Here is a 26,693-nt window from a genome sequence, read left to right as displayed (position 1 = left end):
TGCACAACCCCTAAAATGACAATTTGATGATATCCGTGATCGTTCGCTCAGAAATAAAGCAAAACGGGCGAAAAAGAGACTTTTTTGCCCGTTTTATTCACAGAAATAGCGATTACTATAGAAAAGCTGTTGTTATACCTTAAATTGCTTCACCAGATCTTTTAAATCCTGGCTTAGTTGAGTTAAACGCTGAGTAGATTGATCGCTACCTTTAATAGCGCCGGCAGTCTGATGAACCAACTGACTAATAGTATGTACGTTCTGGTCAACTTCGCCAGCCACTGCACTTTGCTGTTCAGCTGCAGTAGCGATGTGCGCATTCATATCGGAAATCTGTGCTATCGAGTTGGCTATGTCCGTCAACGCTTGCTGAACCTGAGCCGCCAGATTGATATTTAGCTCTGCTGCAGTTTTACTTTCCTGTACAGCTGCCGTCATTTGCTGAGTGCCTTGTTGCAACTCAGCAATAATGCCGGAGATTTCCTGAGTCGATTTCTGCGTTTGGTGCGCAAGAGTGCGCACTTCATCAGCAACCACCGAAAAACCCCGACCATGCTCACCGGCACGGGCTGCCTCTATAGCTGCATTCAGTGCAAGTAAGTTAGTTTGATCAGCCAGCTTATTAATGATGTTCAGTACATGACTGATATTTTGTGACGAGCTATATAAAGAAGATGCAACTACCGAGCTTTGTTCTATGGTTTGGCTTTGAGTATGAATACTCTCTACTGAAGTCTTCATTAACTTCATACCCTGCTGAACCAAAGTTTCAACCTGGCCTGTTTCATGATTAGCTTGTTCAGCACTTTGTGCCACTTCAGCTATAGCAGAACTCATCTGTGTAATAGCAGTAGCGACCATATCGGTTTCTTGTTGTTGCTGCACACTCTCTTTTGAAATTTGCTGAGAAATACGAGCTACATCCAAGGCACTTTCGCTGACCTCAACAGAAGTAACACCGACAGAAGTAATCAACTGGCGGATTTTGCCCACAAAAAGATTAAATGCTGTCGCCAGTGCGGCTAATTCATCTTTGCCGTCATAACTTAGTTTGACGGTCAGATCGCCATCACCTGAAGCTATATCCTGCATCGCAGCTACAACATCGGTCATAGGTTTAACGACTGAGCGTGTGACATACCAACTTAATGCCAGCATCAAACCCACAACAAAAAAGACCAGAACAGCAAGTTGAATAGCAACTTCATAAAAAGAGGCTTCGACATCATCAATATAGATACCAGTACCAACTATCCAGCCCCAGGGCTTAAATAATTCAACATGACTGACTTTAGGTACTTCTTCAGTGGTACCAGGTTTAGGCCAATTATAGAACACCGAATGGGAGCCATCATCGACTACGCCATCAGCCATATTCTGAAATAAAGGTTCGCCTTGTTTATCTTTAAAGTCGGCAACATCTTTACCATCCAGATCAGGCCTAAACGGATGCATTAACATAGTGACTTGCTGATCAATAACGAAGTAATAGTCATTTTCTTTGTAGCGAATAGATTTTAGTTCAGCTAACGCCAGTTGTTTAGCTTTGGCTTCGTCCAACTCGCCTGAGGCTACTTTGCTGTGATAGTTATTCACTACAGCCACCGCAACCTGGGACAGATACAGAGTAGAAAGGCGTTTTTCCTCCAGTATACTTTGCTTGAGGCCACTAAGGACTAGCCAGCACACTAGAATTTGTCCAAGAACAGCAACTCCAACTATAGTAAAAAGCCGTGTTTTGATACTTAAATTTTTTAACATGCCCCACCCTGTACAAACCGTATCTATTTGTTTTGTAGAGAGTAGAGCCGAAGATGGCAAATAGCAAGCAGCACAAAAACCAAGCAATTTTGTTTGGTAATAGATTAAAGAAGGAAGAGAATTTATCTTTTAGAGTAAACAGGGAAATAAACGAAAAGGTACTCAGTATAGAGAGAGTTGGTGCCGGGGGGGGGACTCGAACCCCCACGCCGTGAAGCGCTAACACCTGAAGCTAGTGTGTCTACCAATTCCACCACCGCGGCGCAAAGCGTCGTCGACGGCGTGCATGTTATGCGTCAAGTCGCTAGTCGTCAACTGTCTGATGCAAATTTTCAATGGTTTTTACCAGCACTGCTGAAATATTCAACAAAGTGTTGGCTTTTGCGTCAGGCGGCCTATTAAAAAGCAAAAGGCGAACCTGTGTTCGCCTTTACATCAGACTAAAGCCCGAGTGATCAGTACTTAGCTTTTTTGATTAAACCAATTTCTTCCAAACGTTGCATCAGGTAATCGTTGGAATTGATCGGTTCAGGATAACGGTTAGGTCGATCTTCGCTGATACAGCTATCCAGAGTTTCTATTACATAATCCGGATTTGGATGCATAAAAAACGGAATAGAATAGCGTGGCTGGCCTGCAGCAGCTCCGGCCGGATTCACGACTCTGTGCGTAGTGGAAGGCAATACATGGTTGGTCAAACGCTGCAGCATATCGCCTATGTTGACCACTATAGTGCCCTCAATAGTAGTGACAGGTAACCAGCTACCATCACGGCGCAGAATTTCAAGACCCGACTCGTGTGAACCAACCAACAAAGTGATCAGGTTGATATCTTCATGTTGACCTGCACGAATCGACTGAGTCGAAGTATCCTGAATAGGTGGATAGTGAATTGGGCGTAAAATCGAATTGCCGTAATTCACTTTGTCGGCGAAATAGGTCTGATCCTGTTTTAAGAATAAAGCCAAAGCTTCCAGTACCGTATTACCTAACTGTTCCAGCGCAGAGTATAAACCGTAAGTTGCGTCCTTGAATTCCGCCACTTCAGACGGCCACAAGTTTGGATACAAACTTGGATGTGGCGCCGGGCCCGATAATTCACGGCCAACGTGGAAGAACTCTTTTAAATCCGGATGATTACTGTCTTTGGCTTTTTCAACACCAAATCCCGTATAACCACGTGCACCGCCCTGGCCAGGCACATGATATTTTTGTTTTACTTCAGTCGGTAAAGCAAAAAACTGCTTAATTGCTTTGTAGGTATTGTCCACAACTTCATCCGGGATACCGTGGCCGCTAATGCCACAGAATCCAAACTCAGTGTAGGCTTTGCCAATTTCGGCAACAAAGTTGTCTTTGTCGGTGGCAAACCGTCTGATGTCCAACGTAGGGACTTGTTGTTGAGTCATAGTTGTAACCTATTTAACTTAACGAAAAGAAAAAGCCTGCTATTGCCGCACTCATCAGGTTAGCCAGAGTAGCAGCTAATAGAGCTTTTAAACCCAGCTCTGCAATATCTGACCGACGATTCGGAGCCATCACTCCTAAGCCACCTAACAGAATGGCAATCGATGAGAAGTTTGCAAAACCACATAAAGCGATAGTGACGATAATTTGTGTGTGCTCACTCAGCTGCCCTGCTTTGACATACTGGATAAAATCCAGATAAGCCACAAACTCGTTGATCACTAATTTCTGGCCAATAAAGCTACCTGCCAAACGGGCTTCTTCCCATGACACACCTAAGATGAATGCCAGTGGTTGGAAGATATAGCCAAAGATCAGTTGCAGAGTTAAGCCTTCAAAACCTACTAAAGTACCCACCCAGCCGATTAAACCGTTCACTAACGCGATTAAACCGACAAAAGCCAACAACATAGCACCGACATTTAATGCCAATTGTAAACCGCTGGCTGCACCTGAAGCTGCAGCGTCAATCACGTTGGTATTTTTCTCAACCACGCCAATATCAGCTAAATCATTTTTTGGTGTCTCAGTTTCTGGCAATAACAGTTTTGCCATCAGCAGGCCGCCCGGAGCAGCCATAAAGCTGGCGGCGATCAGGTATTTCAGTTCAATACCCATACCGGCATAACCTGCCAGCACAGAACCCGCTACTGAAGACAAGCCCCCTACCATCACCGCAAATAATTCTGAACGGGTCATAGTGGGAATAAAAGGACGAACGACCAATGGAGCTTCAGTCTGTCCCACGAAGATATTGGCCGCAGCACTCATAGATTCTGGGCGACTGGTACCTAGCAGTTTTTGTAAACCACCACCTAATACTGTAATGATGATGCGCATTACGCCAATGTGGTACAGCACTGCTATTAAAGATGAGAAAAAGATGATCACCGTAAGCACATGAATGGCAAAGACAAAACCATACTTTTGCGCACCAGCATCACCAAATAAGAAGATGATACCAGCCTGGGCGTAAGAAATAATGTTGCCAACAAAGGCAGAAATGCTTAACAGCACGTCTTTACCAAAAGGCACATAAAGTACAAAGGCACCTATGGCCAATTGGATGGCAAATGCACCTCCAACGGTGCGCCACTTGATGCGGCTTCTGTTCGCAGAAGCTAAATACGCTGTTACTAAGATGGCAAGAATGCCAACCAAACTCATCATAGTTATTCCTTGGGTATAGGGTCTGGCCAGTGTAGGCGCAGATGTTTTTGTTCTTGTGATGCCAAATCCCAGAATAGCATCAAAAGATCAAGTAGTTACAGTTTCCGAGCGGGAGTGTTAACCACCGTTTCTGGCTTTAACACTTGTAGTTGCTGTTCAGGGGTTGTCTAAACTTGACGTTTTGCTGCGCGATTATAACAGCAGAGATGAAAAGCTTGCAAAGCAAATGTTGCATCAAGGATCAACCACGAAACAACAGCCAAAATGCAGCTCTGGCTGTTGTTTCAACTCAACCGTGATAAGTTTATTCCTGTAATAACTGGCGAATTTTGGTTTTAATGATGTCGATGGCTATTTCGTTTTTACCACCGCGGGTCACTACTAAATCGGCATATTGCTTGGATGGGTTAATGAATTCAAAAAATGCTGGTCGCACGTAGTTTTCGTATTGCTCAGTAATGGAACTTAAGCTGCGGCCTCTGTCTTCCATGTCCCGCTTAATACGGCGTAGTAAGCAAACATCCAAAGGTGTATCCATAAATACCGTGATATTGAATTGTTGGCGCAATTTATCGTCGGTCAGTAATAAAATTCCCTCTACCAGTACCACTTTGGCCGGGTGCACAGTAATAGTTTCCGCTTTACGGGTATGCGTTTTGTAACAATACTGCGGCATAGAGACAGCTTTGCCATCTTTTAACTGCTGTAAATGGGACGCCAGCAGCTCGTGTTCAAAAGCGGCAGGATGGTCGTAATTGGTCAGAGTACGCTGATCAAAAGACAAATGAGCCTGATCACGATAGTACGCGTCTTCAGCCAACACAGCGATACGCTCACCACCTAACTCCGCTACCAGTTCCTGGTAAACAGTGGATGCAAACAAACTTTTGCCAGAGGCCGAGGCGCCGGCAATAGCAATAATGGTACTTTTAGGCAATTTAAGTCATTCCACAGATAATCAACTACGGCAGATTATCTATGATTTGATATCAAGGGCACAATTAAATCTCCGCACTAACCACAATTTTAAGTTTTGTTGTTCTTTCAGTTTGCCACTTATTTAGTCATGATTTTTTAATAATTAGGCAGTAAACTATGTGAAGACATGTTATCGAGTATCCGAGAGTCCGTAAAATGACTCTAATCAGCAGCATGTTAAATGTTAGTCAAAATAAAAAATCAACTCAGGAATGAACCATGGCAAATAAACTTAAACTAAGTCGCATTGCTTTTGCAGTAGCGGCAACCTTGGGGGTCATGTCGTCTGTACAGGCGCAGGAAACTTCTTCAAACATCACCGGAAGGATTCTGACTCCAGCAGGTGCTCCTGCTCAGGGAACGATGATCACAATTATTCACGAACCTTCAGGTACATCAAAAAGTGCAACTGTCGGACAAAATGGCTCATTTTCTGCTAAAGGCCTTCGTGTTGGTGGTCCTTATAAAGTAGTAGTCGACTCTCAGGAGTTTCAGGACACTACTGTTGAAAAAGTATTTTTGAGTTTAGGTGAAGCTACAACATCAACCTTACATTACAAGCACAAAACGTTGAGACTATTACTGTAACAGGTTCACAACTAGCCTCAAGTGAGTTCGGTAATACCAGTCCAAGCTCTGTTTTTAATTTAGATGACATTGAAAGTGCTCCTTCTGCGGATCGTGACCTGAAAGATTTAGTACGTATTGACCCTCGTATCTCTATTTCAGAAGATAATGGCTCTGAATCTATTATTTGTGCCGGTGGTCATCCACGCTTTAGTAGCTTAACGGTAGATGGCGTTCGCATGAACGACAGTTTTGGCCTGAACAACAATGGCTACCCAACAACCCGTATGCCATTCTCTTTTGATGCAATAGATCAAGTAGCGGTAGAGTTGGCACCATTTGATGTACAGTATGGTGGTTTTACTGGTTGTAATATCAACGCAGTAACCAAGTCAGGCACAAACGAAACTCACGGTGGTTTCTTTTATGACTACACTAATGATTCCATGCGCGGTGATAAAGCTGGTGACGACAAGTTCGATTTAGGTAGTTACAGCGTCAAGCGCTACGGTGTCAACGTAGGTTTCCCATTGCTAGAAGACAAATTATTCGGTTTTGTCTCCTACGAAAAACTGGATGGCGCTCAGATTTTCAGTTACGAAGCCCTACAAAACGGTTCAGTAACAATGGAAGAAGTGAACCGGGCTATTCAGATCTCTCAAGACGTCTATGGTTATGATGCAGGTGGCTTACCAGCGTCGGCTCCAGTAGAAGATGAAAAATTATTAATGAAGTTAGACTGGAACATTAATGATTCTCACCGTGCCTCATTGGTTTACAACTACAATGACGGTTTTGAAATTGATCAGTCTGACGACTCAAATGAAAACTTGACTCTGTCAAATCATTTCTACAAAAAAGGTGCAGAACTGAACTCTACTGTAGTTTCAGTATATTCAGATTGGACTGAAAACTTCTCGACAGAAGTTCGTTTAGGTCATACAAAATTAGTCAGCGAACAACGCTCAACTGACGCCGCTAGCGGTTTTGGTGAAGTTCAGATCAGTTCACTGGCAAATGGCGGTACTATTTTCATTGGCCCGGATGACTCTCGCCAATCGAACGAGATGGACTGGACTAACGACACTCTTAAACTGGCCGGTACTTATTATCTAGATGACCATACCATTACTGGTGGTTATGAAACTGAAAATTTAGATATTTACAACCTGTTCATGCAACACACCATTGGTGAATACCGTTTTGGTGGTGACCGTACTCGTAATACTATTGGCGGTGCTAGTGGTTTAGATGACTACGAGTTGGGTATTGCCGACGACGTGTACTACAACAACTCAGCCGGTACGAATAACCCTATCGATGCCGCTGCAAACTTCTCTTATGCAACTCACGCCGTTTATGCACAGGACAAATGGACGTTAGATGATCTGACACTAATGTTTGGTGTTCGTTACGATTGGATCAGCAGCAGCGACCAGCCAAAATACAATGCATTATTCGAAGATCGTTATGGCATCACTAACCAAGCCACTTTTGACGGTAAAGACTTGTTCCAGCCTCGTTTTGGTTTCAACTGGGCCGTGAATGAGAGCTTAGAACTTCGTGGTGGTGTTGGCTTGTACTCAGGTGGTAACCCTAATGTCTGGTTGTCTAACAGCTACTCTAACGACGGTATCACTAACATTGATGCGTACAGAGCTGACATTAATATCCTGAATGCAATCAAATCAGGTAATGGTCAGGCTATCTTCGATCCATTACAGGCAATGGTTGATCAGGTTACAACAAATAACCCTGCATTAGGTTCAGAGCCATCAACAAATGCTGTAGATCCTAACTTTGAAATGCCTTCAGAGTGGAAATACAACATTGGTGCAACTTATGAAACTGAGAACGAATACATCTTCTCAGCTGATGTGCTTTACAGCAAAAAGCAAGACTCAGCAACTATTGTTGACCTAAGTAGCTTTGATACTGGTAACGATACTATTGATGGACGTCCAATCTATGCTAAACAGGTTCTTGGCGTAGTTGGAACTCGTAATGTCACTCGTAACTCCTTATACAGTGACTTATTGTTGACTAACGCTCCAGCTGACGGCAGTTCAACCACTATTTCTGTCGCAGCAAAAAAAGAGTATGACTTCGGTCTGGATGCTCAGATTGGTTATGCTTATAACAAATCTAAAGATTACAACCCAATGACAAGCTCTGTGGCGTTTTCAAACTTCACAAACATTTCTGTGTCAGATCAAAATGACCCAGGCGTTGGCACGTCAAACTACGAAGTACCTCATAACTTTACATTGAGTCTGCGTTACACTATGGAACTGGTAGGTGGTTATGATACTAGTTTCTCTCTGTTCGCAAACCGTAAAGCAGGTCGTAACTTCTCTTACACCTTTGATAACTTCCAGCCAGGCACTGATTTAGCTGACTACCGCTCATTAATGTATGTACCTACATTAGAGCAATACGGTAACGATGTAGTCTTTGCATCCGCTGCAGTCGAAGAAGCTTTCGATCAATTCATTGCTGACGCCGGCTTAGAAAAATACCGTGGTCAAATTGTGCCTCGTAACTCTGGTGAATCAAGCTGGTATACCCGTGTTGACTTTAAAGTGGATCAGGAATTACCTGGCTTCACCGAAGGTCACTCAGCGAATGCGTTTTTTGTAATCAAAAACTTAGGCAATATGTTGAACAATGATTGGGGCGTTCAACGTCGTGGTCCTTTCAACTCAGCTGCAGTTGTTGATGCAACAATGAACGCTGACGGCAGCTATAGAATCAATAGTGTATCACCACAAAACGCTGCAGAATCAGTCTTCCAGGTTGGTTCGCTGTGGGAAGTGGTTATGGGCGTGAAATATCGTTTCTAAGAAATAGCGTCGCAAAATTAGTTTGAATACTAACTTTTGAGAAGTTGACCTGAAAAACCGATGGTTCTTACCATCGGTTTTTTTTATGATGCAAACCAGATCGGTGGTTGTCTTTTCCTCTGAAAAACAAATATCCCGAAACATGGAGCAGAATGTGAAAATCACTTTACTAAAAAAATTATTACTGACTATCCCCTTCATCTTTCCTTATGGAGCACTAATGGCGTCAGACCAACTCACAATAGCCACATTTAACGTCAGTATGGAATCCGAAAACTATCTGGCCAAAGGTGTTGCTGGAAATCCACAAGTTCTGAGCACTCTGCTCGCTGCTGGAAATCATCCACAAATTAAAAATATCGCCGCTATTGTGCAACAAACTCAGCCCGATATTCTGCTGCTAAACGAGTTTGATTACATTGAAGACCCAGCAGCAGGAGTGCAGCTGTTTATCCGTAATTATTTAAATAAGGCGCAAAGCGCTGATGGCAAAACCGTCGATTATCCCTACTTCTATTACAGCCCAGTCAACACAGGTCAACCCAGTGGTTTTGATTTAGACAATAATGGCCAACTGACCAATAAAGGTGCTGACGCTTGGGGTTTTGGTCAGTATCCGGGCCAGTACGGCATGATGCTGTTGTCGAAATATCCAATAAACACCAGCCAAGTCAGAACCTTTCAGCATTTTAAATGGAAAGATATGCCTGGCGCTTTGCAAACCAAAAAAGCCGATGGTTCCCCCTGGTATAGCTCTGAAGCCTGGCAGTTAATGCCACTGTCATCGAAAGCGCATTGGGATGTGCCTGTGCTGGTGAATAAGAAGTCTGTACATGTGCTGATCAGCCACCCTACTCCGCCTGTGTTTGACGGTGAAGAGGACAGAAACGGTAAACGTAACCACGATGAAGTAAGATTCTGGACCGATTATTTAACTCCGACAAAAGCCACTTATATTTACGATGACCGAGGCCAGAAAGGGGGCCTTGGTGAAGATAAAATCTTTGTGATCCTTGGCGACTTAAATTCCTCACCTGTTGAGGGGAATGCCTACAAAGAAGGTATTGGTAATTTATTAATGCACCCAAGAGTAGATAGCAGTTTTACGCCACAAAGTGCCGGCGCCAAAGCCCATAGCCCAGACAGCCCCTATGCATCTACTCATACCGCAGGTTGGCGGATGAGAGCCGATTATGTACTGCCGTCCAAGCAAGGTTTTAAAGTGTTATCCAGTGGAGTGTTCTGGCCAAAAAAAGGCGAGCCTTTTTATGAACTGGTGGCGGATCGTGCTGCAAGCTCAGATCACCGTCTGGTCTGGGTAAAACTAAAACTGACGGCTCAATAGGCCGTCAACAAAAAACGGAGCCAATTAGCTCCGTTTTTTTATTCTTACTAGCAAGATGATTACTTCTGCTCAGCCAAAGGCGCGCTGTAAGCCAGCTCCATATCCCATGGTAATTGGATCCAAGTGTCTTGTTCTATATCAGTCACATAATGATCAACCAGTGGCTTCCCCTGAGGTTTGGCGTACACAGTGACAAAACAAGCGGTAGGAAAATGCTCCCGCAGTGCTTTGGCGGTCTCGCCCGTATCCACCAAATCATCCACTATCAATAAACGTGGGCTGTCCGCTAAAGCAGCGTCTTTCAACACTTTTAACTCACGTTGTTGATCATGGTCGTAGCTGGAGACACAAATGCTGTCCACCACCCGGATATTCAGCTCTCGCGCCAGAATAGCTGCTGGCACTAAACCACCACGGCTGACTGCGACTATGCTGTCAAAATCGCGGTTTAACAGCCCTTTCGCTAACTCTTTGGTCGCTCTGTGAAAAGCTTCCCATGACACATAAAACATTTTATTGGTGGTCAGTGACATAACTATTCCTTAAACCAAAGCTAATGCGATTTCAACCATCTCATTAAAAGAGGTCTGACGTAATTCAGCACTTAAAGCTTCACCTGTGCGGATATGATCGCTGACTGTCATAATAGCCAGAGCTTTGATACCGAACTCAGCTGCTACGCCATATAACCCTGCGGCTTCCATTTCGACACCTAATACACCATACTTTTCCAAACGGTCAAACAAGGTTGGATCAGGGTTGTAAAACAAATCTGAGGTAAATAAGTTACCTACTTTGACATCAATATTTTTGGCACGGGCAGCAGCGACAGCACGTTCCAGTAAACCATAATCTGCTAAAGCGGCGAAATCCAGATTGCCACCTAAACGATTACGGTTGACGTTTGAATCTGTACTGGCCCCCATAGCAATGACCACGTCACGCACTTTAACATCCAGCGGTAAACCACCACAGGAACCAATACGAATGATGTTTTTTACACCATAAAACTTGACCAGTTCAGTGGCATAAATAGACATAGAAGGAATGCCCATGCCAGAGCCTAACACGCTGACTTTTTTGCCCTGATAAGTACCTGTATAACCAAACATATTACGCACTGTGTTGACACATACCACGTCCTGTAAAAAGGTGTCGGCAATATGTTTAGCGCGCAGTGGGTCGCCAGGCATTAACACGGTTTCTGCAAAAGCGCCTTCAGGCGCATGAATATGAGGAGTTGCCATGATTTACTCTAAATTAAGAAGCTAAAAAGGATTGGCCATAAGGCATGGCCGCTAAATCAAAATAGTCGGCCAGACTCTGGCCCATATCAGCGAAACTTGCTCTTTCGCCTAAATCTTTCGCAGCGCGGTTTTTACCGTAAAACAGCACTGGTACATATTCACGGGTGTGTTCTGTTCCTACCCAGGTAGGGTCACAACCATGGTCGGCGGTTAATAGCAGCACAGCATCTTCATCCAGCGCAGCCATAATCTCCGGCAATCTGGTATCAAAATACTCCAGCGCTTCACCATAACCAATAGGATCACGGCGATGGCCATAGTTCTGATCAAAGTCGACCAGATTGGTAAACACCAGGCTACGTTCTGGTGCTATCGCCATTTCGGCCAGAGTTTTATCCACTAAAGCTGCTAAACCTGTAGCTTTTACCTCTTTACTGATGCCCTGATGTGCATAAATATCGGCAATTTTACCAATGCTGACCACAGTACCACCCGACTGAGTCAGAGTATCCAGCACTGTCGGAGCAGGAGGTAAGACCGAATAATCTTTTCTGTTACCAGTTCGGGCATAGTTTGTTGCTTCAGTACCTAAAAAAGGACGGGCAATCACCCGGCCAATGTTATAACTATCCAGCAGTTCCCTGGCTATTTCGCAGAACTGATACAGCTTGTCCAAGCCAAAATGCTCTTCATGAGCTGCTACCTGAAATACGCTGTCAGCCGAGGTGTAACAAATAGGTTTGCCGGTTTTGATGTGCTCGTCCCCTAACTTCACCAGAATATCAGTGCCAGAGGCATGGCAATTTCCCAAAATACCGGGTACACCAGTGCGACGCACTAATTCGTCAATCAATTCAGTCGGGAAGCTGCTTTGTTTATCATGGAAATACCCCCAATCAAACAACACAGGCACACCGGCAATTTCCCAATGACCGCTAGGCGTATCTTTCCCACTGGAGAGTTCACGGGCATAACCATAGCTGCCAACTAAAGTTGGACTGTCGTCAACCAAAGCCATTTCACCACTGGCAGCAAAACCGGCTTTAACCAAACCTAAGCTAGCCAAATGAGGCAACTTTAACTGGCGGCCTTTGGCTTGAAAAAAGGCTTTGCTGATGCTGGCAAAGGTATTAGCGCCGACGTCACCGAACTTATCTGCATCGGGAGCACTGCCGATACCGAAACTGTCCATCACTAGAATTACTGCTTTTGACATACTTACCTACCTATTACGTCCCCCATCATAAACATATGATGAGGTTCGGTACAGCCAGCCACAAGTGGCAAAATTAAAAAGGGCACGCAGCTTATGCAAAAACGTGCCCTTTGGCAATCCCATCTTTTTACATTCTGCTAACTGATTTTGAATTTTCCTACTAAGCCAAATAAGGTATCTGACAACTGGCGGATCTCATTCGACAGCCGATCATTATCTTTGGCTATATTTCCTGCTGCACTGGCCTGATCATGCAACGCATAGAGGTTCTTAGTAATTTCCTCCGACACTATAGCTTGCTCTTCAGTCGCGGAAGCGGTTTGGGTCGCCATATCATTCACCTTAATGGACGATTGTTGTAACTGGCGAAATACTTGTTCGGCCTGAGAAAAACTACTGACGGTTAAATCTGCGTTAGTTTTACCGCTGTTGATGGCAGTTGCAGCCTCATTTACCCTACTTTGTAGGGCTTGTATCATTTCCTGAATATGATTGGTACTTTGCTGAGTTCTGGAGGCTAAAGTACGGACTTCATCTGCCACCACTGCAAAACCACGGCCCTGCTCTCCGGCACGAGCCGCTTCAATAGCTGCATTTAATGCCAATAAGTTAGTTTGTTCAGCTATGCCCCGAATTACATCCAACACCGAAGCTATATTTTCAGAGCTGTTTTCCAGCTCGCCTGAACAGGCCAGAGCTTTATCCACATCTTTGGTTAAATTGGCCATACTTTGAGTCACACTGTTGACCACCACTAAGCCACGCTCAGCACTGATTTTGGCTTCGTCGGCTTCATGCGCCGAATCTGTGGCAACTTGCGCCATTTCTTTGTTTGCTAAGGTCATTTCGTGCACTGCACTGACAATAGAATCAGAGGCTACATTCAGGGAGCGGGTAATATCATTGGTTTTTACAGCAGATTCAGACAGTACCTGAGTTAACTTACTTAGCTGAGCAGCCTGTTGCAGCACTGACGCTATCAAATGACATAGGTTGGCAACAAAACCATTAAACTGTTCTGCCAGCGCGGAAAATTCGTCTTGTGAGCTGGTATCCAGCCGAGCAGTTAAATCACCATCACCGGAAGCAATTTCAGATAAACGAGCCGTCAAGGCATTGATTTGTGTAGTCAAAGATTTAGGCACACTGTAGCTAAACCAGCCAGCAATCAACAAAATAACAGCGGTAATACTGTAGGCCGTATTCTGAAAAAAACTGATTTCGGATGTCAGAACTTGTTGCTCGCTAATGGATTTATTTAACGCAGCTTCGCCTGCTTTATCCAGAACACTACGAAGCGCGGCAAATTGAGTCTGCTCCTCAGTAACAAGATCAGCGCCAGCATTACCTGCTCTGCTTGCTGCAAGCAACGCATTTACGCTTTGATACCATAACTGATAATCCTGTTCAAATTCTGCAAATTGCTGCTGTACATCCGGATAACTCTTTAAAAATTTTAAATAATCAGCAAATCTTTGTTTCACTTGCTGAGCATTATCCTCCACTTCAGTTTCCAGTGTGGCACTGTCACCTTGTTTAGTCAGGTGCATAGTGGTCGCTAGTTTTGCCTGATATAAATCCCGGTCAGCATTTAAAACCACAGAAATAGCCTGTAGAAAACTATCAGCCTGTATCGCTAATGCATTCTTTTGTAAGCCGGATAAATAACTAAACATGGAGACAACAATTAATAAAGTGAAAGCCAGAATAAGCATAGGTAAACTACTTTTAACTCTGATACTGTGCAGATTCATAGTGAGTCCTTGCAAGGGTGTAAGACTGAACTAAGTATTGATAACAGAATGACTTTTGCCAAATTTTTCGAAAAAAAGTTCTGTACTATCGTGAAGCGGCACCACTGCTTTGTGATGAACTAAAGTAGCAACTCCACGTATATGTCTGCGAATAAACAGATGGGGATTGGAATGAAGACAGCAGTAATTACAGGCACAAGTCGTCGCCTTGGTGCATATCTGGCAGAAAAGCTCAGTGCGGAGGGTTATCGGGTATTTGGTTTCACCAGGCAGATAAATCCTGAACAGCAGTATCTGACACAACTTGTTGTGGACTATCAGTCAGCAGACTCAATTCTTTCTGCAGTAGAACAGCTAAAGCAACAATGCTCCACTATTGATCTGTTGATCCACAACGCGTCTTTGTTCGAGAAAGATGAATTACACACCGAAGATACAGTGGCTTTTTATCAGGCTTTATTTGCTGTGCATATGCAGTTACCGGCGCTATTAAATCAGCAGTTAGCGCCACAGATAGCAAAAACGCCTGGTGGTGGTTTAATAGTCCACGTTACTGACATTTACAGTGAAAATCCAAATCCGGCTTTTTCACTCTATTGCAGCACCAAAGCTGGACTTGAAAATTTAATGAAATCAGCAGCCAAAGCTTATGCTCCGCACATCAGGGTCAACAGCATTCAACCCGGTCCTATTATGTTTTTACCAGAGCATAGCAAGAGTGAAAAACAGCAGGTGATGCAACAAACCTTAATCGCAGAGGAAGCTGGTTTCGAGCCAATTTATCAGGGCGTCCGGTTTTTGGTCGACAATAAATTTGTCACCGGTTTGAGCCTGAAAATAGATGGCGGCAGGTCGCTCGGAAAATAACTGGCTATCGAATTGAATAGGCGCTGGTTTACTGGCTGGGTTAAACACTTGTTGAATGTAAGACTCAGTCAGTTCAGTTTTCCATGCTTCAGACCAAAGTGGCTGACTACAAATAATGTCTAAATCGCAGCTGCGATCTTTAACACTTCGTTGCGGATCGCTTCTGTCGCGTCCTAGTGACTCTTCAATACGACAAAGCTCCGCCTTTAATGCAGAGGCCGACAGCTGTGTTCTCAATACGAATACCGAATTGATAAATACATTGCTGGATTCAACCAACTCTGCCTGAGTATAAACGCGTGGATACAAATACAGTGAACCAAAGGTTTTAGCTAAAATGCTGATTGCTTCGGCCACATGCTGCTCAGGTTGAATATTTGAGCCTATCGAAATCACGTAAAACATAAAACTCCTTTTGATTTAGCACATAGCTCTGACTGTTTGAGGCGTTTTACTCAACTGCACACGTTGTCCTTGTCTGGCGAAACCAGCAAAATGCTGCTCTACCATCTGTTGATAATCCGGCCAGTGGTCTTCATAGCTCATTAAATAGATTTTTTTACATAGCTCCGCCGGGTACAAACTCAGTAGCGAATGTACTGAAGCATGCACAGGGTTGTATTCGGTTAAGGTGACATCGTGCAAAACCAGATCAGGTTTTAGCTGCATGAGTAGTTGCGGTATAGCTACGGTATCGCCTGAGTAAAAAATACTCTGATTGATCATCAAACCAAAACAAACCTTGCCTGGTGTATGAGAGACCCGGTGTAACTGATAAAAATTACCGAACAACTCGAACTCATCACCTTGTAATAGCTCGAGATCAAAGTAATCGGAAAGCTCATTTTCGCCTTCGCCATTTCTTGCCAGAACACCTTTTAAGCACTGATGCCACAACTCGTCATACAGTTCATGATGCAAAATCAACCGTGCTTTTTTCTTATATTTGTAACGGCCTTCATTCGCCAGTCGTTCCAGGCCGAACATATGATCCGCATGCACGTGTGTAATAAAAACTGCATCAATGTCTTGTAATTTTAACCCCTGAGCCGCCAAAGCGGGCTTGATGGTGTAGCCACAATCAATCAACATATTGCCTTGTGAATTGGTGACCAATGCATTGTTATTAAACAATGTATCAGCTTCTGAGTGACCACAGCCGAGAATTAACAGTTCATTGGAATTGGACAACATGGTGGATTTCTACCTGAATACGGGAGGCTTTTATACTACGACTTTTACAATGAATTGTATCACTGCATGAGCAGATCTTTTTACCAAAGTACACCTGACCAGACTGTACCTTAGTGCTATAGCATCAGCGACGTAAAGTGATCAGAATAAGGCACTGGCTTTAGTTTTCTCAAGGACAATTCAGATGAAAATCTTTCCTTTAACCTTATTAGGTTGCCTCGCTTTTGCTTTAAGTAGCACTGCCTCAGCTGATGTGCCTTTACTAACACTGAATTTAAAACAAACCACAGTGTCGGGTTTATCCAGCGGTGGTTATATGGCAGCCCAATTTCAACTTGCTCATGCCGATTGGGTGAAAGGAGCCGCCATAGTAGCGGCCGGACCTGTGTATTGTGCGCAGAATAATTTACTGACAGCCTTGGATCATTGCATTAATAAAATCACCAGTCCCATCCCTTTGGCTGAGCTTACCAGACAGTTAAAAGATTGGTCGGCTCAAGGCTTGTTGGCGTCTGAGGCAGAGATCAAACAAAGCAAAATTTGGTTATTGCATGGCACTGCCGATCAAAAAATTACCAAACCAGTGGCTGATACACTCTATAAGCAGTACCAAGAGTGGTTACCTGCAACACAACTCAGTTATGTGCAGGATAAAAACTTCGCCCATCATATGCCTACGCTCAGCGAGGGTAGCGCGTGCGATAGCTCCGAAGCACCGTTTTTAGGCAACTGTAATTATGATGCAGCAGGTGAAGCGCTGAAGTTTATTCAAGCCGACTTAAAAGCGCCCGCTACTCAGAGCAGCGGCACTGTCTATCCCATTCAACAGCAAAAAATAGCTGGTCAGCTGGCCGCCACTATGGCGGAGCAAGGATATGTCTATGTACCAAAAAGTTGTGAGCAAGGACAGAGCTGTACTTTGCATATCAGCTTTCATGGCTGCAACCAGCATGCAGACGCAGTTGGGATGGCTTATGTCGAAAAAGCGGGCTTTAATCGTTACGCCGACAGCAACAATATAGTGGTGCTTTATCCACAAACCCGTGCTTCCAACCTGATGCCAATGAATCCACAAGCCTGTTGGGACTGGTGGGGATACACTGATGCTAATTATGCCAACCGTAAAGGTCAGCAAATTCAAGCTGTTGTTAAATTAGCTCAATCACTGAGTAGCAAATAACTCTGGACAGAGCCCAGCTACCGCTGGGCTTTTAACCATAAAGCCCTTCTCGCTAGTTGTGCCGTAGTCGCCTCTTTGTTTTCTGTTAAAACCCAGCTTGGATCCGCGCTAAAAGTTACTTGTGTCGTGTAAGTTTTACCGCGACTGCGGAAACTCAACTCTGCACTCTCCCCGACTTGATGACGAGCCAGCGCTTTGTCCCATTGAGCTTTAGAGCTTAATTTGTAACGCCCCAACGTTAAGAGCACATCACCTTTGTCCACCCCTGCCTGATACAAAGGTGTACCAATCAAGGTATTACTACCTACTTTGAGCGCTTTATCCTGCTCCACCAGCGTGGCTGCTGTTAAAAAAGCTTGAGTCGGTTTGGCTGCAGCTAACTCTAATCCCATAGTCGCAAATAAGGCTTCAAAATCAGGTAATTGCTGGCCGTTGACATAATGGTTAAAGAAGTTCTTTGCAAAATCCGGATTGGCCGTCAGCTCAGCCAACGCCTGCTGCAGATCCTGTTCAGTATAAGGACGGCCCACTTTGCCGTACTCCTGCCATAACTTTCGCATCAACAGATCCAGGCTTAAGCCTTCAAATTGGCTCCTTAAGGTTAAATCCAAAGCCAGCCCCAATACTTCGCCAAAGGTGTAGTAGGAGATATAACTGTTCGCATAATTAGTAGGGTCAACAGATACCGCAGCATCAACAAAAGGTGCCATCTCGCTCATGGCTGTAGCCGCAAAAAATTGTCTGCCCGGCGACTGCTGCACTTTATTTAGCGCTGTTACTGTTTTATCCAGATAAGTAGCCAAATCAAAATGCCCAGTGCGACTTAACACCAGTTTGCCGTAATAGTTGGTCACCCCCTCGGCGAACCATAAATTACGGCTCATATTGGCACGATGAAAATCAAAAGGTTCTAAATCGGCCGGGCGCAACCGCTCCACATTCCAGGCATGAAAAAATTCGTGCGATAAAGTTTCTATCTGAGCGTAATTTGCCTCTTTCAGCGAGCGCTCGTCGGTCAGAATGGTCGAGTTGCGATGCTCCATACCATCGCCATCCACATCAGGCAAATAGTCGGCAATAAACAGATACTGGTCATAATCAAATTGAGGGTATTCGCCAAATATCTTTTGCTGCTCAGCCACTACAGCTTTAGCTTTTTCGACAAAGGTATCGAAGTGCTGCTCTGTCCCCTGATGATGCAGAGCCAGATGAATAGTGGCTTGCGACTGCTGATCGGCGACTTTCCAGCTGCGCTGGCTATAGGCGCTTAGTTCAACCGGGCTATCCATCAGATACTGCAAGTCAGGCGCCATATAACTGCCATCAGCCTGCAACTGAAGCTGAGTGGCTACTTTCCAGTTGGGATCTGGTAAATCAAAACGCAGAGAGACGGGTCGCTGTGCATAATCCTCTGCAAACAGTAATGTAGCAGGCATATTTAGATGTGCGTGAGTGCGATCTATCTGGTTATAGGTACCATCGCCCCTATCACCGTAAAGACGATACCTCACTATCACAGTACCATCATGCTGCCCCACAGACCACTGACTAGGGCTGATACGCTGCAAAGGTAAAAGATTGCCTGCACTGTCCGTCGCATTCAAATCATAGATATTTTTCGCAAAAGCATGAGGCGCGTAACGACCCGGCGAGGCACTACTCATACTCAGCAATAAGTTAGCTGAGCTAACCCCTTGAAATCGTGCCTGAATAGCGGCCTCATGGTGTGCTCTGTTGCTAAACGACAACTGATAACTGACTGCAGGTTTCAACGGAGTTTCTGTGGCTATCAAGCTGAAACTCAATAAAGTGAGCGAAGACAAGGCAAAAAGCAGACGCACTGTGTAATCCTTTTTAGCTATCCAGAGAACTACGATAGAGCAAATAGCGACTAAGTCCAATCTGTCGCATACGACTTCGTCGCAAAAACACGGTCATGTACGGAATTTCAGGGATAAAGACCAATAAAGCTATGGTACGGAGCTGGTGGCTGTTGAATAATAAAGCCAGATACAGCACAGAAGGAGTAGTCAGGTGGTTCAGGCAGTTATTTTTGATATGGATGGGGTATTGATTGATTCTGAACCTTATTGGGCTGAAGCCGAGCAGCATGTGTTTCGCCAGTTAGGCGTGAAACTGGATCCGGCTATTAACTCACAAACCAGCGGTATGACCACAAGAGCAGTGACTGAACTCTGGTTTAAACATTCGCCATGGCAGGGGTTGAGCGTTGAACAGGCAGAACAAGCTGTGATTGACTATGTAGCTGAAGCAGTGCTGAAACGCGGTGTGGTGAAAAAGGGTGTACTGGAGCTGTTGCAACAATTGCAAAGCTGGCAAATTCCGGTCGCACTGGCCACTAACTCACCAGGATCACTGATGAATACCGTGCTGGATAAGCTGCAAATTCGCCCTTACTTTCAGGCTTTATGCTCCATTGAGCTGGTTACACAAGGCAAGCCCAAACCAGAGATTTACCATTTGGCCGCCAGCAAGTTAGGTGTAGCTTCAGAACATTGCCTGGTATTTGAAGACTCAGTCACGGGTTTAACCGCAGCCAAAGCGGCAGGCATGAAAGTAGTAGCGCTGCCCGCGCCACATCACTGGCACAGAGCTGAATATGAGCAAGCCGAAAGCCGTTTAGCATGTTTTAGTGACATTCAGCCAGAGCATTTTAAAGTATGGGGATTTGAGCAGATGTCATTGGATTCAGGTTGGAGTGCAGAACGAACTACAGAGATGTAGTTCTTCAGCAGGATAAAGCCTCTGAACGACAGAAAGCAAAAAGCCAGTCAAAGACTGGCTTCTCAACAACACATCCAAAAGATAGTGCCCAGAGGCGGACCAGGTTTGCCAGGAGCAAACCGGAACAGCTTCAGCTGGCCCGCAGGGCGAATTACATGGATGTAGTTCGTACTCGAAGATGGAGCCATTGGGCGTGAAATAAAAAAGCCAGTCTTGTGAGACTGGCTTTTTTATTTTTATGGTGCCCAGAGGCGGAATCGAACCACCGACACGCGGATTTTCAATCCGCTGCTCTACCGACTGAGCTATCTGGGCAACGGGGGGTATTAAACGGATTTCGGCTACCCAAGTCAACTTATTTTTTAGTTGCTTGAATCGTTAGCTTAATACTTGAACAAAGCGGACATTTTTTAAGAGTTTTGCCCGCCTTTTTCCATCAATTCGCCGATGTATCCAAAGGCGCAAAAGATTTGACCAACTGATCCAATTCTTTCATTTGTTGCAGATAAGGTTCCAGTTTTGCTAAGGGTAAAGCACAAGGACCATCGCATTTGGCTTCATTTGGATTCGGATGCGCCTCGATAAACAAACCAGCTAAACCCAAAGCCATACCAGAGCGGGCTAACTGAGCAGCCTGAGCGCGACGACCATCGGCCGAATCAGCACGGCCACCCGGACGTTGTAAAGCATGGGTTGCATCAAAAATCACCGGCGCATATTGCTTCATATCGTCCATGCCCAGCATGTCGACCACCAGGTTGTTATAACCAAAGCTGGAGCCGCGTTCGCAAAGGATAATTTTATCGTTACCCGCTTCCTGAAACTTGGTGATGATATGACGCATTTCGTGCGGTGCTAAAAACTGTGGTTTTTTCACGTTAATCACAGCACCGGTTTGCGCCATCGCTATGACTAAATCGGTTTGACGGGCTAAAAAAGCCGGCAACTGAATCACGTCTACCACTTCCGCCACAATAGCGGCCTGGTAAGGCTCGTGCACGTCGGTGATCAGAGGTACGTTAAAGGTTTTTTTAATTTCTTCAAAAATCTTTAAGCCTTCTTCCATGCCAGGACCACGGTAGGAATGTACTGAAGAGCGGTTGGCTTTGTCAAAAGAGGCTTTAAATACATAAGGAATGCCCAGCTTTTCTGTGACTTTGACGTAGTATTCCGCCACTTGCATGGCTAAATCACGCGACTCTAAAACATTCATGCCACCAAAAAGCACAAAAGGTTTGTTATTGGCGACTTCAATGGCGCCTACCTGAATGGTGTGTTGGTTTGTCACTTAAAATTCCTCAGAAGAAATACCGGATACTTCGGCAATAATACTCTCAATGCAGCCACTGTGGGTAGGACGACAGCTGACGGATTTGCTGTTTCATATGATCATTCGACGGGTCGTCAGGCTTTTGCTCGACAAAATACTGATAATCGCTGATCGCCAAGGACCAATGATCCAAGAGTTCAGACAATAAGCCCCGCTCGCGGTGTAAATAAGGATCTCCAGGCTTTTGCTCCAGCAAATGCTGCACCACAGCCATGGCTTGTTCCCGTTTGCCCAGCGCCAGCAACAGCTGCTTTTGTAGTTGCCAGAGACTGGCACAAAAGGCTGGGAAATCTACATCTTCTGTCGCCAGTTCCTGAGTAAGACTCAGCGCTAAACCATTTTCAGGGCTTAATAAACATTGCCAGGCGCCAGTGTATGGGTCGAACCATACTTTCTCCGCTTTAGATAAATGCACCTGCACTAAATATTCACCTTTGTAGCGCACTACATCGCTTTCAAACCCAGCTTGTTGCAACCAACATAACAGCAGTAATACCAACACCAGAGGGTCGGCTTCACGCTGATTAATAGCGTAACTCAATAAAGTTGGCTGATGCATCTCTTCAATCAGCAAGGGCTTGAGCGGGGGTGTAAAAAAGGCGTCACGGTAAAAATTGTCTACATGACGAGCCAGCATATTCATCGTCAGCGTTTTTTCAGCACAGGCAGGAGCCATAGCCAACCAGCTTTCTTTTGCCTGCTGAATTTGCGCGGCATCCGTCCACTGCTGCTCTATAGCTAACAATAACTCAAGCAGGGCTAAGCCCTGCTGTTTCAACTCAAATTTCATGTACTACCCAATACAACTCAAAAGGACATCACACAAAAAAGTGTCATCACCTGAAAACACAAAACCGATTTAACTCAAAAATAATGGAGTTTTAGTCACAGCTATTTTTGCAACTACAGCAAGCCAGCTTAATGCCCCGACAAAACCAACCCAGCGCATCAGCAAAGTACGACCTTTGAGCGCCATCACGGCCAAACCAATGTAAGCAAATAAACCAAACAGTTTTTCAGTCAGCCATGGGGTTTGAAATGGGTATTGCTGAATGGTCAGCATCAGACCAATAGCTGTCAGCAGCAAAAAGGTATCGACCACGTGAGGCGCAATTTTAAAGAACTTTTTTTGCAACAAAGCTGGCGCTCTTAAACTCAATAAAAACCGCACTGCCAGAAAAGATACACTGAGTGCAATAAACAGCATATGCGAGTGTTTTAATGCCATATACATAAAAAATAGTCCTTAGCTTGATTGAATGTCTGCAGAATAACAAAGCCACCCGCAGGTGGCTTGATTCACCGATGAGCCATACTCATTCTTCGTCTGGGTATTTTTGCAGTATTGCTTCGAGTTTGTCGACCCGGGTTTTAAAAATTTCGACCAGTTTAGGATCAAAATGTTTACCAGACTCGCTTTCAATCTTCTCCAGCACCTGCTCCAAAGTCCAGGCCGACTTATAACAGCGTCTGTGCCTTAATGCATCATAAACATCAGCCAAAGCGGCAATACGGCCATAAATGTGAATTTCTTCGCCTTTTTTACCGCTGGGGTAACCTGAACCGTCCCATTTTTCGTGATGGTCCTGGGCTATCACTGCGCCCGCCTGAATGATAGAACGTTTGGAATTCTTTAAAATTTCATAACCTATACTGGCATGGGTTTTCATCACTTCCCATTCCTGGCCATGTAATTTCATTGGCTTATTCAAAATGCCATCCGGTATGCCGACTTTGCCGACATCATGTAAAGGCGAAGCAAACATCAGCTTTTCAGCCTCTTCTTCAGGTAAACCGTAGGCTTTAGCCAGATCGTAACAAATAAAAGCCACACGCTTAACGTGATTACCGGTTTCGATAGACCTGTGCTCCACAGCTTCACTTAAGCGATAGACAATTTCACGTTGGGTATCTTCAATTTCACCTTGCAGCTGCACGTTTTCATAGGCTATCTGCACGTTTTGTGAAAACAGCTCTATTAAACGTTTCTGCGTGTCTGTCATTTGATTCGGTAAACCTGACACATATAACAAAGAACCGGAAGTGAATTTACTGGTGCAATAAGCCACTAAATAATTGTCGCGATAAACAATACTTCGGCTATGCAGAGCCTGATGGAAGGCATCAAGTAATGGCGCATCCAGCACTTCGCTGATCTGCTTGCCCTCTTGTTTTTCAAACTGGCCTAAACCAGCAAAAACCACTAAACGCTCAGGGTCTGCTTCTTCATTAATATTACCGGCCACCAGTGATGAGGTCACCAGCAGGGCATTGTCATTGCAACCTAAAATAGAGGTCAGTTGCTGTAAAACGCCATCAATAAATTGTTCCATCGAATGGGCTGAAAACAGGTCAGCTGAGGCGGTAATAATTTTCTCAAGGCCCTGACGGCTGTGATCAATAGCCAGAATATCTCGGTAAGAACGTAAGCTCGACATCACTACGGTAAAAAGCTTTTGTGCCGTCAACTCAGTTTTGGATTTGTAGTCGTTGATATCGTAATTGACGATCACCTGACGCTCAGGCGCCTGGCCTGGCTGGCCGGTACGCAAAATAATACGCACATAATGATTGTGCAACTCTTCGCGGATATAGCGGGCAACCAGCAAACCAGCATCGTCGGTTTCCATCACCACATCCAACAGTACTATGGCGGCATCTGTGTGTTTAGCCAGCATTTCTTTGGCTTCACGGCCTGAGTAGGCACTAATAAATTCGAGGTTTTTACCCTGAAAAGAAAAATCACTTAATGCCAGTTTAGTCACCGCATGAACTTCAGGCTCATCGTCCACTATCAGTACTTTCCAGCTGCCACGGGAAACAGACACTATTTCCTCAGGTTCCTCAGCAAATAAAAAATCATTTGCCATGCCACACTCCTTTAGCTTGCCGCGTTTTATCGCTTTGTGTTTATTTATATGCGCTAAACAAGGTTGGGTCAAAGCAAAGTCGTTGAAAATATAAATATTTTGGGGCGGAGCAGGAATAAGCTGTTAACGGACAGACTTTACGTTGCATGTCGGCTCCATCAAATGCACAGATCAGTTAGCCTGTAACTGGCCTCCACTGATACGCCACTGGTCGCCGTAGTCTTTCACTGATTGCACTTGTGTAAAGCCAGCTTCGGTTAAAATCTGCTGCACAGCGTCGGCTTGCTGGTAACCGTGTTCCAGCCATAACCAGCCGGATGGAGCCAGGAACTGTGGGGCTTGAGTGCAAATATGGCGGATATCAGCCAGGCCTTGCTCTGAAGCTACTAAAGCGGAGTCGGGTTCAAAACGTACATCGCCTAAGGCTAAATGCGGGTCTTCTGCGTCGATATAAGGCGGATTGCTGACGATTAAATTAAACTGCTCACCAGCCACAGCTTCAAACCAGCTGCTTTGTTTAATCTGGCAATTAGTTAGCGCCAACAACTGAACATTCTGCTTTGCCAGTTCTACAGCATCAGGTTGTAAATCAACCCCAGTGACAGTCCAGTTTGGCTTTTCTTTAGCTAAAGCTAAAGCTATAGCGCCGGTGCCAGTGCCTAAATCCAGTACTTTGGCTTTCACAGGCAAAGGCAAAGCCAGGGATTGTTCTACTAACAGTTCGGTGTCTGGTCTTGGTATTAAGGTGCAAGGGGCAACAGCGAGTTTAAAATCCCAGAAATACCAGTAGCCCAGAATATGCGCCAAAGGCTCACCGGTTAGCCGACGTGTCAGCACAGGTTCCAGCAGCTGCATCTGAGCTTCAGTCAGCTCACGCTCTGGGCACAACATCAAGGTAGTGGTGTTAATATCCAGCAGTTCCAGCAGAATACGCCTGGCTTCCTGTTTTGCATCTGCAGATACAGGTCCGGTTTCAAGCAAAGGAGTGAGTAACGCAGTAGCGTGTTGCAGCCACTGCGTCAACGTTGGCGCATTACCAATAGCAGTATTAGCGATTTTCATCAGCCAAAGCAGCTAACAAGTCGGCCTGGTGTTCATGGCTTAATGGGCCAATCACCAGGTCTAAATCCCCTTCCATCACATCTAATAAACGGTAGATGGTCAGGTTGATACGGTGATCCGTTAAGCGGCCTTGCGGAAAGTTATAAGTACGGATACGTTCAGAACGATCACCACTACCCACTAAAGAGCGGCGGGTCGATTCTTCCACTAAACGGCGTTTTTCGTCTTCCGCAGCCTGAATACGCGACTGCAACACGCTCATAGCGCGGGCACGGTTTTTATGCTGCGAACGTTCGTCCTGACATTCCACCACTATACCAGTCGGTAAGTGAGTGATACGAATGGCAGAGTCCGTTCTGTTGACGTGCTGACCGCCGGCACCAGAGGCGCGGTAGGTATCTACTTTTAAATCTGCAGGGTTAATTTCGATGGCTTCGCTTTCTGGTACTTCCGGCATAATGGCCACAGTACAAGCTGAGGTATGCACCCGGCCCTGAGATTCAGTGGCTGGTACACGTTGCACGCGGTGACCACCGGATTCAAATTTCAAAATACCGTAAGCGCCTTCGCCCTGAATGCTAGCGATCACTTCTTTGTAACCTCCGTGTTCGCCGTCGTTGCAGCTGACAATCTCAACTTTCCAGCGTTTGCGTTCACAAAAACGGCTGTACATACGGAATACGTCACCAGCAAAAATAGCAGCTTCATCACCACCGGCGCCGGCACGAATTTCCAGGAAGCAGCTGTTGCTGTCGTTTGGATCTTTAGGTAACAACAGAATTTGTAAGTCCTGATCCAGCTGTTCAATCCGCTCTTTGGCCGCTTTGTATTCGTCCTGCGCCATTTCACGCATTTCAGGATCTGAGTCTTTCATCATCTCTTCAGCGCTGGCTAAATCATCCTGCGCCTGACGATACAAACCAAAGGCATGGCTCAGTTCTTCCAGTTGGCTGTACTCTTTAGACAACTCGCGAAAACGACTTTGGTCAGAAATTACGCCAGCGTCACTTAATAACGCCTGAACTTCTTCATAACGTTCGACCAGAGCTTCGAGTTTGCGGTACACCGATTCTTTCATGTTGTTTCTATTTACCTGA

At 45.0% G+C, this 26,693-nt stretch carries 23 protein-coding genes and 2 tRNA genes; 6 read left to right on the top strand and 19 right to left on the bottom strand.

Going from position 1 to position 26,693, the window contains the following annotated elements; genetic code table 11:
- Positions 1-132: 132 nt before the first annotated feature.
- From WH43_RS14185 to udk, 5 genes are all read right to left on the bottom strand, one after another.
- Positions 133-1,761 (bottom strand): methyl-accepting chemotaxis protein, encoded by a 1,629-nt coding sequence (locus WH43_RS14185; protein ID WP_053425251.1) that lies wholly within the window; start codon positions 1,759-1,761, stop codon positions 133-135.
- 178 nt (positions 1,762-1,939) lie between these two features.
- Positions 1,940-2,024 (bottom strand) — tRNA-Leu (locus WH43_RS14180).
- Positions 2,025-2,216: 192 nt separating this feature from the next.
- A complete protein-coding gene (locus WH43_RS14175; protein WP_053425250.1) occupies positions 2,217-3,170 on the bottom strand; it encodes an isopenicillin N synthase family dioxygenase in 954 nt (317 codons plus the stop codon).
- 13 nt (positions 3,171-3,183) lie between these two features.
- Positions 3,184-4,398, bottom strand: coding sequence for a NupC/NupG family nucleoside CNT transporter (locus WH43_RS14170; protein ID WP_053425249.1), 1,215 nt, complete (start codon positions 4,396-4,398; stop codon positions 3,184-3,186).
- 304 nt (positions 4,399-4,702) lie between these two features.
- Positions 4,703-5,335 (bottom strand): uridine kinase, encoded by a 633-nt coding sequence (gene udk, locus WH43_RS14165; RefSeq protein ID WP_053425248.1) that lies wholly within the window; start codon positions 5,333-5,335, stop codon positions 4,703-4,705.
- A gap of 260 nt (positions 5,336-5,595) precedes the next feature.
- Between udk and WH43_RS20730 the strand changes: the two genes are divergently transcribed.
- The 3 genes from WH43_RS20730 (at position 5,596) to WH43_RS14155 (ending at position 10,131) form a co-directional block, all read left to right on the top strand.
- Positions 5,596-5,964, top strand: a complete 369-nt coding sequence (locus tag WH43_RS20730; protein WP_286049763.1) for a carboxypeptidase-like regulatory domain-containing protein — start codon at positions 5,596-5,598, stop codon at positions 5,962-5,964.
- A complete protein-coding gene (locus tag WH43_RS14160) occupies positions 5,919-8,786 on the top strand; it encodes a TonB-dependent receptor plug domain-containing protein (protein WP_353504804.1) in 2,868 nt (955 codons plus the stop codon). The genes WH43_RS20730 and WH43_RS14160 overlap by 46 nt, the downstream gene beginning before the upstream one ends.
- Before the next feature lie 220 nt (positions 8,787-9,006).
- Positions 9,007-10,131, top strand: coding sequence for an endonuclease/exonuclease/phosphatase family protein (locus WH43_RS14155; RefSeq protein ID WP_053425247.1), 1,125 nt, complete (start codon positions 9,007-9,009; stop codon positions 10,129-10,131).
- A 59-nt stretch (positions 10,132-10,190) separates the two neighbouring features.
- Here the strand turns inward: WH43_RS14155 and gpt are convergent, their stop codons facing one another.
- The 4 genes from gpt to WH43_RS14135 form a co-directional block, all read right to left on the bottom strand.
- On the bottom strand, positions 10,191-10,664 hold the full coding sequence (gpt, locus tag WH43_RS14150; protein WP_053425246.1) for a xanthine phosphoribosyltransferase: 474 nt from the start codon (positions 10,662-10,664) through the stop codon (positions 10,191-10,193).
- A gap of 9 nt (positions 10,665-10,673) precedes the next feature.
- Positions 10,674-11,378: a purine-nucleoside phosphorylase gene (gene deoD, locus WH43_RS14145; RefSeq protein ID WP_053425245.1), complete on the bottom strand. Its 705-nt coding sequence runs from the start codon at positions 11,376-11,378 to the stop codon at positions 10,674-10,676.
- Positions 11,379-11,391: 13 nt separating this feature from the next.
- A complete protein-coding gene (locus tag WH43_RS14140; RefSeq protein WP_053425244.1) occupies positions 11,392-12,594 on the bottom strand; it encodes a phosphopentomutase in 1,203 nt (400 codons plus the stop codon).
- Positions 12,595-12,731: 137 nt separating this feature from the next.
- Positions 12,732-14,348: a methyl-accepting chemotaxis protein gene (locus WH43_RS14135; RefSeq protein WP_053425243.1), complete on the bottom strand. Its 1,617-nt coding sequence runs from the start codon at positions 14,346-14,348 to the stop codon at positions 12,732-12,734.
- Positions 14,349-14,519: 171 nt separating this feature from the next.
- Here WH43_RS14135 and WH43_RS14130 point away from each other — a divergent pair, with 171 nt between their 5' ends.
- Positions 14,520-15,215, top strand: coding sequence for an SDR family NAD(P)-dependent oxidoreductase (locus WH43_RS14130; RefSeq protein ID WP_053425242.1), 696 nt, complete (start codon positions 14,520-14,522; stop codon positions 15,213-15,215).
- Here the strand turns inward: WH43_RS14130 and WH43_RS19855 are convergent.
- Positions 15,096-15,620 carry a 2-amino-4-hydroxy-6-hydroxymethyldihydropteridine diphosphokinase gene (locus tag WH43_RS19855; protein WP_082335798.1) on the bottom strand — a complete coding sequence of 175 codons (525 nt, stop codon included), beginning with the start codon at positions 15,618-15,620 and terminating at the stop codon, positions 15,096-15,098. The two genes, WH43_RS14130 and WH43_RS19855, sit on opposite strands and share 120 nt — an antisense overlap.
- 15 nt (positions 15,621-15,635) lie before the next feature.
- Entirely contained in the window at positions 15,636-16,409 is a 774-nt protein-coding gene (locus tag WH43_RS14125) for an MBL fold metallo-hydrolase (RefSeq protein ID WP_053425241.1), read from the bottom strand.
- Between the two features lie 184 nt (positions 16,410-16,593).
- Between WH43_RS14125 and WH43_RS14120 the strand changes: the two genes are divergently transcribed.
- Complete coding sequence (locus WH43_RS14120) at positions 16,594-17,589, top strand: extracellular catalytic domain type 2 short-chain-length polyhydroxyalkanoate depolymerase (RefSeq protein ID WP_053425240.1); 996 nt, start codon at positions 16,594-16,596, stop codon at positions 17,587-17,589.
- A gap of 17 nt (positions 17,590-17,606) precedes the next feature.
- Here WH43_RS14120 and WH43_RS14115 read toward each other — a convergent pair whose 3' ends face one another.
- Complete coding sequence (locus tag WH43_RS14115) at positions 17,607-19,430, bottom strand: M61 family metallopeptidase (RefSeq protein ID WP_053425239.1); 1,824 nt, start codon at positions 19,428-19,430, stop codon at positions 17,607-17,609.
- Between the two features lie 193 nt (positions 19,431-19,623).
- On the opposite strand from WH43_RS14115, the gene hxpB reads away from it, so the two are divergent.
- On the top strand, positions 19,624-20,334 hold the full coding sequence (gene hxpB / locus WH43_RS14110) for a hexitol phosphatase HxpB (RefSeq protein WP_053425238.1): 711 nt from the start codon (positions 19,624-19,626) through the stop codon (positions 20,332-20,334).
- A gap of 239 nt (positions 20,335-20,573) precedes the next feature.
- Here the strand turns inward: hxpB and WH43_RS14105 are convergent.
- The 7 genes from WH43_RS14105 to prfA all read right to left on the bottom strand — a co-directional run bounded on the left by WH43_RS14105 (position 20,574) and on the right by prfA (position 26,674).
- Positions 20,574-20,649 (bottom strand) — tRNA-Phe (locus WH43_RS14105).
- Positions 20,650-20,770: 121 nt separating this feature from the next.
- The gene (gene kdsA, locus WH43_RS14100) at positions 20,771-21,622 is read right to left on the bottom strand and encodes a 3-deoxy-8-phosphooctulonate synthase (RefSeq protein ID WP_053425237.1); all 852 of its coding nucleotides are present in this window, start codon (positions 21,620-21,622) and stop codon (positions 20,771-20,773) included.
- A 46-nt stretch (positions 21,623-21,668) separates the two neighbouring features.
- A complete protein-coding gene (locus tag WH43_RS14095) occupies positions 21,669-22,454 on the bottom strand; it encodes a tetratricopeptide repeat protein (RefSeq protein ID WP_053425236.1) in 786 nt (261 codons plus the stop codon).
- Positions 22,455-22,523: 69 nt separating this feature from the next.
- A complete protein-coding gene (locus WH43_RS14090) occupies positions 22,524-22,898 on the bottom strand; it encodes a SirB2 family protein (protein ID WP_053425235.1) in 375 nt (124 codons plus the stop codon).
- Between the two features lie 82 nt (positions 22,899-22,980).
- Positions 22,981-24,534 (bottom strand): response regulator, encoded by a 1,554-nt coding sequence (locus WH43_RS14085; RefSeq protein WP_053425234.1) that lies wholly within the window; start codon positions 24,532-24,534, stop codon positions 22,981-22,983.
- Between the two features lie 171 nt (positions 24,535-24,705).
- The gene (prmC, locus tag WH43_RS14080; protein WP_053425233.1) at positions 24,706-25,596 is read right to left on the bottom strand and encodes a peptide chain release factor N(5)-glutamine methyltransferase; all 891 of its coding nucleotides are present in this window, start codon (positions 25,594-25,596) and stop codon (positions 24,706-24,708) included.
- A complete protein-coding gene (gene prfA, locus WH43_RS14075) occupies positions 25,583-26,674 on the bottom strand; it encodes a peptide chain release factor 1 (RefSeq protein WP_053425232.1) in 1,092 nt (363 codons plus the stop codon). The genes prmC and prfA overlap by 14 nt, the downstream gene beginning before the upstream one ends.
- Between the last annotated feature and the right edge of the window lie 19 nt (positions 26,675-26,693).

It is taken from the genome of Rheinheimera sp. KL1 (assembly GCF_001275035.1).
In the GTDB taxonomy this organism is placed as follows: domain Bacteria; phylum Pseudomonadota; class Gammaproteobacteria; order Enterobacterales; family Alteromonadaceae; genus Pararheinheimera; species Pararheinheimera tangshanensis.
Note: the sequence above shows the minus strand (reverse complement) of the source record. Positions and strands in the feature narration are given on the sequence as shown.